An 11,732-nucleotide genomic window follows, 5' to 3' on the forward strand; every position below is an offset into this window, starting at 1 on the left:
ATTGAGATTATGTTCGGTCGCCTGAAAGACTGGCGCCGCGTCGCAACCCGCTACGATCGGTGCCCGAAGGCCTTCTTCTCCGCCGTCGCCCTCGCTGCCACTGTCATCTTCTGGCTCTGATCAATGAGTCCTGACCCTAGAAATACCAAGTCTTGAATCCTCTATCGGAGGTTGTGAGCTTTCGGGTGACGGTTTATTTAATCCCCCAACATAATGGATATGTGAGCTACCACTGAAGTTCCGATGATCCCAAAATCAAACGGCCTTCAATCGATGTCAAACAATCCCGCGAGCTGTTCGACCATCGTCCCGCCCAATTGCTCGGCGTCCATGATCGTCACCGCGCGGCTGTAATAGCGGGTCACGTCGTGGCCGATGCCGATCGCGCAGAGCTCGACCGGGGATTTGGTTTCGATCCATTCGATCACCTGGCGCAGATGCTGATCGAGATAGGCGCCATGGTTGACCGAGAGCGTGCTGTCGTCAACCGGGGCGCCGTCCGAAATCACCATGAGGATGCGGCGCTCTTCAGGGCGGTTGATGATGCGGTGGTGTGCCCACATCAGGGCCTCGCCGTCGATATTCTCCTTGAGCAGCCCTTCGCGCATCATCAGGCCGAGCGACTTGCGCGCGCGGCGATAGGGTTCGTCGGCGGGCTTGTAGATGATGTGGCGCAGATCGTTGAGGCGGCCGGGGTGCGCGGGGCGGCCGGCGGCGAGCCAGTCCTCGCGGCTCTGCCCGCCCTTCCAGGTGCGGGTGGTGAAGCCGAGGATTTCGGTTTTCACGCCGCAGCGTTCGAGCGTGCGCGCGAGGATATCGGCGCTGATCGCGGCGATGCTGATCGGCCGCCCGCGCATCGACCCCGAATTGTCGAGCAGCAGCGTGACGACGGTGTCGCGGAAATCGGTGTCGCGCTCGATCTTATAGCTGAGCGACTGGCCGGGCGAGACGACGACGCGGGCAAGGCGGGCGGCGTCGAGCTGGCCCTCCTCCTGATCGAAGTCCCAGGCGCGATTCTGCTGCGCCATCAACCGGCGCTGGAGGCGGTTCGCGAGCTTCGTGACCGCGCCCTGCAGATGCGTCATCTGCTGGTCGAGATAGGCGCGCAGGCGGGTGAGTTCGTCGGCGTCGCAAAGCTCGGTCGCGGCGACGATCTCGTCATGCTTTTCGGTGAAGCGGACATAGTTGAAGTCGGGGACGTCGGTCGGCAGGCGGTTGGGGCGCACGGGGAGCATCCCCTCGTCGCCTTCGCCGCCCATCTCGGGCTCGCCGTCGGCCTCCATCTCCTGCGCGTCGGGATCGGCGTCGCCGTCGTCGGCCTGATCGCCCGCCATTTCGGCGCGGGCATCGACCTGGCTTTCGCCGGCGCCGCCGTCCTCGCTCTCTTGTTCTTCCTGGCTGTCCTCGGCCTCGCTCTCGTCTTCCTCGCCCGTGTCCTCGGCGCCTTCCTCCAACGGCTCGTCGGCGACGATGAGGTCGAGATGGCGGAGTGCGAGCTTCGCGGTCTCGGCGAAGGCGGCCTGATCGTCGATCAGCAGCGCGAGCGCGTCGAGGTCGCCGCCCGCGTCCCGGGCGATCCATTCGCGGACCAGCGACAGGCCGGTCTCGGTCCCCTGCGGCGCGCGTTCGCCGGTCAGCGCCTCGCGCAGCAGCAGTTCGAGCGCGCTCGAGACGGGGACATCCTCCTTCGCATGCGCGCGGGCGATCGGGTCCGACCGCATCCGCATCGCGAGGCTCGCCGACAGGTTGGCGCGCATTCCGGCCATGCCCCGCGCGCCGAGCGCTTCGATCCGCGCCCGCTCCATTGCGTCGAACGCGGCGGCGGCAAGCGGCTCGGACGGGCGCGCGGCATTATGCAGCTTCTCGCTGTGATGCTTCATCCGCAGCGCATAGCTGTCGGCGAAGCCGCGCGCCTCGGCGACCTGATCGCGCGGCAGGGTGCGCGAGGGGGTCGGCACCTTGATCGCCTTGCCGATCTGCACCGGCGCATCGGCGGTGAAGCCGACCTCGACCTCCGGGTCGCGTGTGACGGCGCGCGCGACGCTGGAGAGCGCGGTCTTCAGGTCGTCGAGGGGGGAGGATGCGGTCATGGCGTCTCGGTCGGCGGGATTCGGTTGCAGAGTGTCTCGTCGAGGTCCTTGGGCGCTGCCGGGTCGGGACGCAAGCGGAAGACATGCGCGAGCGGCGTGGCATCGCGCTCGGGCCGCGCCGTCTTGCCGGCGACGGCATCGACGAAATCGCGGCAGGCAACCGCGCTGCGCAGGAAATTGCTGTGCCCTGTCGATCCGCGCGAAACCTCGGTTGTGTCGATCACGGTCACGCCCGGCACTGCGCGCACATAGCAGCGCTCGGGCAGACCCTTGGCGCGAAGGTCGGCCGCCTCGAACGGGTCGAAGCAATAGGGGGAGCCGAGGCGTGGATAGCCGTGCAGCGCGCGCGACGCGGCGAGCGCCTTGTCCTTGAGCGAGACGTAGATCGTCATGTGCCGCCCGCGCTCGACGCGTTCGGGGGCGAGCACGTCGTCGCCGATGTCGCGCTCGAACGTCTCGCGGTCGATGTCGGGCGAGGCGAGGATGATATTGGAGATGTTTGTCGCGCGCCCGGCGCGGCGCGACAGGCGGTCGGCGGTGGCGACCGCGGGGATCACCAGCCGTGCGCCGAGCGAATGCGAGACGATGACGATCTCCTTGACCCACGGCCGGTCGGCGAGGGTGCGCAGGAAGGTCCCGAAATGGCGGACGTCGTGATACATATTGGTCTCGTCGACCGCATATTTCAGCACCTCGCCCTGCGAGGGCCAGCTATATTCGATCACCGGCCCGTCGAAGCCGGTCATCCGCGCGATCTGCGCGGCGTCCTTCGACGTCGTCTCGAACGTCTCGCGATAGCCGTGGACATAGAGGAGCACGCGGCCCTGCCGCCGGTCGGTTTCGGCCTGCAGCGCCTGCCACCAGTCGCCTTCATTCTGGAATGCCATCGGGGTGCGCAGCTTTTCCTTGCCCGCAACCTTGGCTTCGCGCGGCGCGGCGAAGCGGCCGTAACGCACCGTGTCTCCGCGATGATGGGTGAGGGTGATCGCGTCGGTACGGCAGTCGGGGAGGCGGCTGGTCACGAAGAAGAGCGGCAGCGCCGCCGCGTCGACCGGCGCGCCAGCCTGTGCCGTGCAGCGCGGGTCGGCGACATAGGCGGCGTGGCGGATTTTGCCGTAATCGACGGGGGCGATGCAGCCGGCGAGGGTCAGTGCGGCAGACGCCACCGCGAGGTGGCGCATCGGCTTCACTTGCCGATCACGCTTTCGGGCAGATCCTCGCCGAACACGCGCTGATAATATTCGGCGACGATCATCCGTTCGGCTTCGTCGCACTTGTTGAGGAACGACAGGCGGAAGGCGAAGCCGAGGTTGTTGAAGATCGCCGCGTTCTGCGCCCAGCTGATCACCGTGCGCGGGCTCATCACGGTCGAGATGTCGCCATTGATGAAGCCCTGGCGCGTCAGGTCCGCGACCTTGACCATGTTCGCGACGGTCGTGTCGTCGGTGCCGGGGACCTTGGCGAGGATGATTGCGCTTTCGGTCGCGGCAGGCAGATAGTTCAGCGTCACGACGATGTTCCAGCGGTCCATCTGGCCCTGGTTGATCTGCTGCGTGCCGTGATAGAGCCCGCTCGTGTCGCCGAGCCCGACGGTGTTCGCGGTCGCGAACAGGCGGAAATGCGGGTTGGGGCGGATGACGCGGTTCTGGTCGAGGAGGGTCAGCTTGCCTTCGGCCTCCAGCACGCGCTGGATCACGAACATCACGTCGGGACGGCCCGCGTCATATTCGTCGAAGACGAGCGCGGTGGGCGTCTGCAGCGCCCAGGGGAGCAGGCCTTCGCGGAATTCGGTGACCTGCTTGCCGTCCTTCAGCACGATCGCGTCGCGGCCGACGAGGTCGATGCGGCTGATATGCGCGTCGAGGTTGACGCGGATGCACGGCCATTTGAGGCGGGCGGCGACCTGTTCGATATGGGTCGACTTGCCGGTGCCGTGATAGCCCTGCACCATGACGCGGCGGTTGAACTTGAAGCCGGCGAGGATCGCGAGCGTCGTGTCGCCATCGAAGACATAGGCGGGGTCGAGGTCGGGGACGCGCTCGTCGGCTTCGCTGAACGCCGGAATCTTCATGTCGATATCGACGCCGAAAACCTCGCGTGCATCGACCTCGGTATCGGGCGCCGCGAGGAGCGTCGAGCCGTGGTGGTCGGGGAGGCTGTTCGGGATATCGGTCATGGCAAAAGTCCAGCGCTGCAAATGGGAGAGTCGCCGCTGTATCGGCGCTTCGCCGTCGCGGTATCGTCATGGGTTGCGGCTTGCAACGGCTTATTCAGAAGATGTCGAGCGCCTTCATCACCGCCGACTGGTCGTAATAGGGCCGCTCGCAGACGATCCTGTCGCTGTCCGGCGCGAATTCGAAGCTGGCCGCCATGCGGACACGAAAGGCCCGGCCGGTGGGTTCGATCGTGCGGAGGCCGAGGCGCAGCGGGCCGCGGTGGGTGCCGGTCAGCCAGAATTCGACGAGGACCGTGTTCGTGGCTGCGTCGGCAGCGATCGCGATCACCTCGTTCGCCTGATCGGGAAAGGGTTCGCGCGACGCGGCGAAATAGGAGCGCACCGCCGCCTCGCCGTCGAAGACCGTGCCGGGGCCGAGAAGTTCGTAGCGCGGATGCTCGAAGGTCGCGAGGACGCCGTCCCAGTCGTGCGTGATCTCCAGCGCCATGTGCCGGCGGACGGTTTCGATACGCCTGTCGTCGAGGTCGCTCATCGCGCTTCTCCCTATGCGAACGCCTTCGTTTTTCGCAGCAGCTGATATGCCGCAACGACCTCGCCGAGTCTCGTCTCGAAACTGCGGTCGCCGCCATTGCGGTCGGGATGATATTTGCGGACGAGTTCGCTGTAGCGGCGGCGGAGCGCGGCACGGTCGGCGTCGGCGGAAAGCCCCATCAGATCGAGCGCGCGATGCTCCTCGCGGTTGAAGCGCGGGTCGGCGGCCTCGCGCCGTGCCTCGCTCATCCGCTGGCGGAAACGCGCGCCGAGTGCGTCCATCGGGTCCCTGAAATCGGCCCAGCGCGGCGGCAGGTCGGCGTTGCCCGCGGGACGGAAGGCGCGGCTTTCGGTCTCCCAGCCTGCGGTCGGCGATTGCGCCGCCATGATCTGGTCGGCGCTCATCCCTTCGAAGAAATTATAGCCCGCGTTGAACTCGCGGACATGGTCGAGGCAGAGGTAGCGATAGGGCGGGGGGCCGTCGGGCGAGCGATGTTGCGAGACGGGCGCGCGAAACTCGCCAGGTTCGCGGCAGCCGGGAACGGCACAGGGGGCTTCGCGCGGAACGCGGCCGTGGAATCGGGGCGAGCGGGGGCTTGTCATGCGGATTGTCCGGCCCCAACATGGGGGCATGACAGCAAAAGGTCCAGTGCAACGCGAGATGGAAGAGCGGCTGACCGCCGCTTTTCCGGGCGCCGATTTCACCCTCAGCAACGACAGCGCCAGCCATCACGGCCACGCGGGCGACGATGGTTCGGGCGAGTCGCATTTCAGCCTGAGCATCCTATGGGCGGGCTTTGCGGGCCTGAACCGCGTGGCGCGGCAGCGGGCGGTGAACAAGGCGCTCGGCGACATGCCGGGCAACCGCGTTCATGCCTTGGCGATCCGGGCGAGCGCGCCGGGAGAATAGGATAGCTGATCATGGATGAGCATCGCGTCTACGCCTACAGCTTTGCCAGCGTCTATCCGCACTATGTCGCGAAGGCCGAGCGCAAGGGCCGTAGCAAGGCCGAGGTCGACGAGATCATCCGCTGGCTGACCGGCTATAGCCAGAAGCAGCTCGACGATCAGATCGCGGCCGGGATCGACCTTCGCGGTTTCTTCGGCGAGGCGCCCGCGCTGAATGCCGCGCGCGACCAGATCAAGGGCGTCGTCTGCGGCGTGCGCGTCGAGGAGATCGCCGAGCCGCTGATGCGCGAGATCCGCTATCTCGACAAGCTGATCGACGAACTCGCCAGGGGAAAGGCGATGGAGAAAATCTTGCGGGCGTCGGCGCCATGACGATCGACAAGGTCAATCTCGCTGAGGCTTTCGCGACTTTCCACGATCCCTGGAATCCGCGTGTCGCGGGCGACATCAATGATTTTCAGGTCAAGCTGATCAAGCTCGACGGCAAGTTCGACTGGCATCACCATGATATCGAGGACGAATTGTTCCTCGTCGTCGCGGGGCGGATGAAGATGGCGTTCCGCGATCGCGATGTGATCGTCGGTCCCGGCGAGTTCATCATCGTCCCGCACGGCACCGAGCATTGCCCCGAGGCGCTGGACGGCGAGTGCCATGTCCTGTTGCTGGAACCGGGATCGACGCGCAACACGGGGAACGTCGAGACGGAAAGGACGAGGGAAACGCTAGCAAGGCTTGGCTGATTTCGAGCGGTAGGGCACGCCCTGCCTCTCCTAACTTTGTCATCCCCGCGAAAGCGGGGACCCAGAGCGTGCGTCGGCTAACCCCACACTGGGTCCCGCTTTCGCGGGAATGACAAAGGTGGGGGATGACAGCTCCCCACCCCTAAAGCCGACAGACCGCGCTTCCCGCCCACGTCCCCTTGCCAGCCGCACCATGCTCCGCCAGATTGGTTTTGAAACGAAACCAAAGGAGCAAGGCATGAGCGGCGATTTCGAGCAGGTGCGGGTGAAGCTTTCGACCGGAGTCGAACTCGATGTCGTCGATGTGGGGCCGCGCGATGCGCCGGTGCTGATCTTCCTCCACGGCTTTCCCGAATCGCACCGGACCTGGCGGTTCCAGCTGCCGCATTTTTCGGACCGCTATCGCTGCATCGCGCCCGATCAGCGCGGCTATCGGGGATCGTCGAAGCCGCAGGATGCCGAATCCTACACCCCCGACAAGCTGATCGCCGATATTTTCGCGCTCGCCGACGCGCTTGGGATCGATCGGTTCACGATCGTCGGGCACGACTGGGGCGGGGCGATCGCGTGGGGCGTGGCGCTCGGTGGCCAGCCCGGCGGGCTGCATCCCGAATGGTCGGGGCGCGTCACCCGCGCGGTGATCGCCAACGCGCCGCATCCGGCGATCTTTCAGCGTCTGCTGCTCACCAATCCCGAGCAACGCGAAGCGAGCCAATATATCCGCACCTTCCGCGATCCGGCGAGCGACGCGATCATCGAGGAGCATGGCATCGCTGGCATCCTCGCCCACGCCTTTGCGGGCAAGGTGCCGAGCGGGGGCATCCAGCCGCCCGACGAGATCGCCCGGCTGCTCAAGGATTGGGAGGATCGCGACACCTGCCGCGCGATGATCAACTGGTATCGCGGCTCGCCCGCAAACGTCCCGGCGATGGACGAACCCTATGCCGAACCGCTCGCGGTGCCCTTTCCGAAACTGACGATCCCGACGCTCGTGATCTGGGCGCTCGACGATGTCGCGCTGCCCGCCTGCAACCTCGACGGCATGACCGAACTGGTTCCCGATGTGAGCATCGTGAAGGTGCCCGGCTGCGGTCATTTCGTGCCGTGGGAAAAGCCCGACGCCGTCAATGCGGCGATGGACGAATTCCTCGCAGGATACTGACGCAAAGCACTGAAAAGGGAATAAAAAGTTGGCAGGCGGTAGGGGTGCCACCGCCTGCCGGGAGGGGTCGGTTCTGCGGGACTGCCGCAATTCGTCAAAGTCATGCGCCCGTCTAGCTCGGGCGCGAGTTAACCATAAGTTTGCCCCCTATTGCAGGCTTTCAGATTCTCCCATTGCTGCCATATTTGCAGTTATGAAAAGGGGCACGCTCAAGGCGGTCACCAAGATCGACCGGATCGACGGCCCTTTCGGTTGGACGATCGTCCGCGACGTCCATGTGCTGATCCTGCACGAGGCCGGAAGCTATCACTGGCTTGAAACCTGGCTCGATGGCCATCGCACCTCGCTTGGCGATCCGTTGCCGGGCGAGATGTGGTTCGTGCCGGCGGGGCACGTCCACCGCGCCGAAGCGAAAGGCGGTAGTGTGCGCTTCGTCGAGATTGAAATTCCGTCCGCCTTGCTGGCGGTGCCGTCCGGCGCGCGCCCGATCGCGGCCTATCAGGACCGGATGATGGCGGCGCTCGTCGCTGCGGTGGCCGCGGACGAGGCGGGGGCGGGGGATGCGCTGTTGGCGCTGCTCCACGAAACGCTGGCGCGCCGCGTCGCGCCGCCGGTGCCGCCGGCGATCGCTCCGCGCATCGACGATCTGATGGCGTCGATCCAGACGCAGCTCGAGACCCCGATCACGGTTGAGGAGATGGCGGCGGAGGTGGGCATGTCGGTCAACAGCCTGATCACCAATTTCGCGCGCGCGACGGGGTGGACGCCGGCGCAATATATGTTGCACCAGCGCCTTCGCCGCGCCTGCTGGTTCCTTGCCAACCGGCCGCTGTCGGTCGCGGAGATCGCCTTCGCGACGGGCTTTTCCAGCCACGCGCATCTCTGTGCCGCCTTTCGCCGCAAGCTTGCTATGTCCCCGGGGGAGTGGCGCGCATTTGCGAAGGGGAGGGCCGAACTCGATGGCTAATATGAATCTGTTTCGCAAGCGGGACGGGCACGGCCACGCGCCCGTTACCAATATCGAGCTGTTCTTCGACCTCGTCTTCGTCTTTGCCATCACCCAGCTCTCGCACACGCTGCTCCAGCATCTGGGCTGGCTCGGCGGGCTTCAGGCGCTGCTCCTGCTGTTCGCGGTGTGGTGGGTATGGATTTATACCACCTGGGTCGCCAACTGGCTCGACCCCGAGCGCGCGAATGTCCGGCTGATGCTGATTCTGCTGATGCTAGGGGGGCTGGCGCTGTCGAGTTCGATTCCCGGCGCGTTCGGCAAGAATGGCTGGCTGTTCGCCGCCGCCTATTGCGCGATGCAGATCGGACGCACCCTCTATATGGTCTGGGCGAGCCGCGGCGTTCACGACGGCCGCGCGCGCAATTTCCTGCGTATCCTGTTCTGGCATGGCCTGTCGCTACCGCTCTGGGCCGCCGGCGCGTTCGTGCCCGCCGATCAGCGGCTGTTGCTGTGGGGCGCGGCGCTGCTCGTCGATTATATGGGGCCGATCAGCTTCTTCCCGACGCCGGGGCTGGGCCGGTCGAAAGGGGGTGACTGGGATATTTCGGGCGCGCATATGGCCGAACGCTGCGCGCTGTTCGTGATCATCTCGCTCGGCGAAGGAGTGCTGATCACGGGCGCAACATTTGCGGAACTGCCGCAGGACGGTTTGCACTGGCTGGCCTTCGCGACCTGCTTCCTGGGTTCGGCGGCGCTCTGGTGGCTCTATTTCGACAGCGGCGCCAAGCGCGGCAGCGAGCGGATCGAGACGAGCGAGCAGGCGGGGTTGATCGCACGCAACGCTTATACTTATTGGCATATTCCGATCGTCGCGGGGCTCGTCGTCTCGGCGGTTTCGGACGAAATGCTGCTCGCGCATCCGTCGGGGCATATCGAGCCGGCATTCCTGGTCGTGACGGTCGGCGGGTCCCTGCTCTTCCTGATCGGGAATATGGGTTTCAAGAAGGCGACGAACGACCGGCGCTTTCCGCCCTTTTCGCACATGATCGGTGCCGCGTTGCTGATCGCGGCCGGCGCCGCTTCCTGGTTCGGTCACTGGCAACCGATCGCGCTCGGCATCGCCTCCTTTGTGGTGCTCGTCGTCACGGCCGTCTGGGAGTGGGGCAGCTATCACGGCGGCTGGCGGCGGTGGGCGCCGTGGCTCGGACGCTTCGGAGGTGCCGACGCATAATCGTCTGTGGGAGAAGGAACCATGCCGCACACGACCGTCATGCTCATCACGGGCCTTGCCCTGCTGATCGCCATGCGAATCCTTATCGGCGACAAGGCGCGCGCGACCTGGGCGTTTCTGGTGCTATGGCTCATCATATCGATCGGCAACCTGCTCGTCGGCGTGCTGTCGGCGGGCTATGGCTGGGGCGAGGAATTGCTGATGTGGCTGCTCGTCTTCGGCACGCCGGCGGTCCTTGCGCTGGTGGCAGCGCGGATCAGTTCGCGGGGCTGATCAGGCAGCCGCTGGCACCTGCGTACCGCGCGCTGCGCGAGGCGAGGAGCGGGACGCTTCCGGTCACCGTCTTCGTCGCGGGGTCCTCGCTGAGCGATACCATGCCCATGCCGGGCTCGAAGTCGGTCTGGCAACTGTCGAGGCTGCGGCCCTGAACATAACGGCACGAGCAGCCGACGCGCGCGGCATAGGCCGATCCCAGTTCGGCCTGCGCCTTGAACGACGGAAATTTCCAGACGAGGAAGATCGCGAGCAGCACGCCGAAGCCGACCGCCCACGGCAGGCAGCCGCCGCTTCTCCCCTCGCGCCGCTTGCGTCCACGCAGGTGCGGCGGCACTTCCGGCGCGCGCGCGCTCGGCTGCTGGTCGCCCGTTGCCGTCTCGGGTGGGTTGGTGTTACTCACGGCGCGTCATGATCACGAAAAAAGCCATGCTGGCAAGTGCCGCGCTGTTGCTGCTCGGTGGCTGGTCGCTGACGCAGGCGGCGGGGCAGGGCGCGATGGCGCCCGCCGCGCCTGCGCCGCGGTTCGGCGCCTCGATCGACGACCTGCGGCCGGCCGACGCTTCGCCCGCGCTGCCGGCGCTCGATCCGGCGATCAAGGCGAAGGCCGACGCGCTGTTCGGCGACGCGGACGATGTCGGCGAAACGCGCGCGCTGCTCGTGCTGCGCGACGGGCAGCCGATCTACGAACGCTATGGCGCCGGCTTCGACCGCAATTCGAAACTGATCAGCTGGTCGATGGCGAAAAGCATCACCGCGGTGCTGACCGGTTTCCTCGTCGCCGACGGCCAATTGTCGCTCGACGCGCCCGCGCCGGTCGCGGCGTGGCAGCGGAGCGGCGATCCGCGCGGTGCGATCACCTTGCGGCATCTGCTGCATATGGCCTCGGGGCTCGATCATGTCGAAACCGGCGATCCGGTGTGGAAGGGCGACACGGTCGAGATGCTGTTCGGCGGCGGCGCGGCCGACATGGCGGGTTTCGCCGAAGCCAAGCCCGCGGCGGCGAAGCCCGACGAGGTGTTCAATTACAGCTCGGCGACCAGTGTCATCCTCGCCGACATATTGGCCGATACGCTGACGCCGTCGCAAAACCCTGAGGCGCGCCGCGACGCGATGCTCGATTTCATCCACGGCCGCCTGACCGAGCCGCTCGGCATGACCAGCCTGACCCCCGAATTCGATGCGAAGGGCACGATGATCGGCGGGTCGGTGATGCACGCGACCGCGCGCGACTATGCGCGGTTCGGCGAGTTTCTGCGCAACCATGGCGTCGCGGGTGGCCAGCGGCTGCTGCCCGAGACGTGGATGGCTTTCATGCTGACCCCATCGGAGGATGATCCGGGTTATGGCGGCCATATCTGGCTCAACCGCCGCCGGCCGCCGGGCAGCGATCCGGCGCTATGGCCCGACCGCGGGCCGAACGACCTGTTCGCCTGCATCGGACATCAGGGGCAATATATCATCGTCTCGCCGTCGCAGCGGGTGACGATCGTGCGGCTCGGGATCACGAACGACGACCAGTTCCCGGCGCTGCGGCGGCATCTGGCGGATTTGACGGCGGCGCTTTGATTGTCGGTTTTCGACCGGAAGGGGACAAACCAAAGCTATACTCCCGTTCGTGTCGAGCGAAGTCGAGACACGCGAAGGCTGGCGCTTCCCAAGCGTGTCTCG

14 protein-coding genes and 1 pseudogene are annotated in these 11,732 nt (G+C 66.0%); 9 read left to right on the plus strand and 6 right to left on the minus strand.

Going from position 1 to position 11,732, the window contains the following annotated elements:
* A pseudogene (locus ACE3SL_RS05500) lies at nucleotides 1-120 on the plus strand (IS5/IS1182 family transposase); the annotation flags it as partial.
* Between the two features lie 146 nt (nucleotides 121-266).
* Here the strand turns inward: ACE3SL_RS05500 and cobT are convergent.
* The 5 genes from cobT to ACE3SL_RS05525 form a co-directional block, all read right to left on the minus strand.
* The gene (gene cobT, locus ACE3SL_RS05505; RefSeq protein ID WP_374524753.1) at nucleotides 267-2,090 is read right to left on the minus strand and encodes a cobaltochelatase subunit CobT; all 1,824 of its coding nucleotides are present in this window, start codon (nucleotides 2,088-2,090) and stop codon (nucleotides 267-269) included.
* Complete coding sequence (locus tag ACE3SL_RS05510) at nucleotides 2,087-3,271, minus strand: alpha/beta hydrolase (protein ID WP_374524766.1); 1,185 nt, start codon at nucleotides 3,269-3,271, stop codon at nucleotides 2,087-2,089. The genes cobT and ACE3SL_RS05510 overlap by 4 nt, the downstream gene beginning before the upstream one ends.
* 5 nt (nucleotides 3,272-3,276) lie before the next feature.
* Complete coding sequence (gene cobS / locus ACE3SL_RS05515; RefSeq protein WP_374524754.1) at nucleotides 3,277-4,266, minus strand: cobaltochelatase subunit CobS; 990 nt, start codon at nucleotides 4,264-4,266, stop codon at nucleotides 3,277-3,279.
* Between the two features lie 94 nt (nucleotides 4,267-4,360).
* Nucleotides 4,361-4,798 carry an ester cyclase gene (locus ACE3SL_RS05520; RefSeq protein ID WP_374524755.1) on the minus strand — a complete coding sequence of 146 codons (438 nt, stop codon included), beginning with the start codon at nucleotides 4,796-4,798 and terminating at the stop codon, nucleotides 4,361-4,363.
* 11 nt (nucleotides 4,799-4,809) lie between these two features.
* The gene (locus ACE3SL_RS05525; protein WP_374524756.1) at nucleotides 4,810-5,400 is read right to left on the minus strand and encodes a J domain-containing protein; all 591 of its coding nucleotides are present in this window, start codon (nucleotides 5,398-5,400) and stop codon (nucleotides 4,810-4,812) included.
* Nucleotides 5,401-5,428: 28 nt separating this feature from the next.
* On the opposite strand from ACE3SL_RS05525, the gene ACE3SL_RS05530 reads away from it, so the two are divergent.
* From ACE3SL_RS05530 to ACE3SL_RS05560, 7 genes are all read left to right on the plus strand, one after another.
* Entirely contained in the window at nucleotides 5,429-5,707 is a 279-nt protein-coding gene (locus ACE3SL_RS05530) for a BolA family protein (RefSeq protein ID WP_374524757.1), read from the plus strand.
* An 11-nt stretch (nucleotides 5,708-5,718) separates the two neighbouring features.
* A complete protein-coding gene (locus ACE3SL_RS05535; RefSeq protein WP_374524758.1) occupies nucleotides 5,719-6,078 on the plus strand; it encodes a DUF2200 domain-containing protein in 360 nt (119 codons plus the stop codon).
* Nucleotides 6,075-6,446 carry a cupin domain-containing protein gene (locus ACE3SL_RS05540; protein ID WP_374524759.1) on the plus strand — a complete coding sequence of 124 codons (372 nt, stop codon included), beginning with the start codon at nucleotides 6,075-6,077 and terminating at the stop codon, nucleotides 6,444-6,446. Before ACE3SL_RS05535 ends, ACE3SL_RS05540 begins: the two co-directional genes overlap by 4 nt.
* Nucleotides 6,447-6,684: 238 nt before the next feature.
* Nucleotides 6,685-7,608, plus strand: a complete 924-nt coding sequence (locus ACE3SL_RS05545; RefSeq protein ID WP_374524760.1) for an alpha/beta fold hydrolase — start codon at nucleotides 6,685-6,687, stop codon at nucleotides 7,606-7,608.
* Nucleotides 7,609-7,801: 193 nt separating this feature from the next.
* On the plus strand, nucleotides 7,802-8,575 hold the full coding sequence (locus tag ACE3SL_RS05550) for a helix-turn-helix domain-containing protein (RefSeq protein WP_374524761.1): 774 nt from the start codon (nucleotides 7,802-7,804) through the stop codon (nucleotides 8,573-8,575).
* 1 nt (nucleotide 8,576) lies between these two features.
* Nucleotides 8,577-9,788 (plus strand): low temperature requirement protein A, encoded by a 1,212-nt coding sequence (locus ACE3SL_RS05555; protein ID WP_374524762.1) that lies wholly within the window; start codon nucleotides 8,577-8,579, stop codon nucleotides 9,786-9,788.
* A gap of 21 nt (nucleotides 9,789-9,809) precedes the next feature.
* Nucleotides 9,810-10,061, plus strand: coding sequence for a hypothetical protein (locus ACE3SL_RS05560; RefSeq protein ID WP_374524763.1), 252 nt, complete (start codon nucleotides 9,810-9,812; stop codon nucleotides 10,059-10,061).
* On the opposite strand, the gene ACE3SL_RS05565 is transcribed toward ACE3SL_RS05560, so the two are convergent.
* Nucleotides 10,045-10,464, minus strand: a complete 420-nt coding sequence (locus ACE3SL_RS05565) for a hypothetical protein (RefSeq protein WP_374524764.1) — start codon at nucleotides 10,462-10,464, stop codon at nucleotides 10,045-10,047. The two genes, ACE3SL_RS05560 and ACE3SL_RS05565, sit on opposite strands and share 17 nt — an antisense overlap.
* Before the next feature lie 8 nt (nucleotides 10,465-10,472).
* On the opposite strand from ACE3SL_RS05565, the gene ACE3SL_RS05570 reads away from it, so the two are divergent.
* Nucleotides 10,473-11,630 carry a serine hydrolase domain-containing protein gene (locus ACE3SL_RS05570; protein WP_374524765.1) on the plus strand — a complete coding sequence of 386 codons (1,158 nt, stop codon included), beginning with the start codon at nucleotides 10,473-10,475 and terminating at the stop codon, nucleotides 11,628-11,630.
* Nucleotides 11,631-11,732 lie beyond the last annotated feature (102 nt).

This window comes from Sphingopyxis sp., from assembly GCF_041916015.1.
In the GTDB taxonomy this organism is placed as follows: Bacteria; Pseudomonadota; Alphaproteobacteria; order Sphingomonadales; family Sphingomonadaceae; genus Sphingopyxis.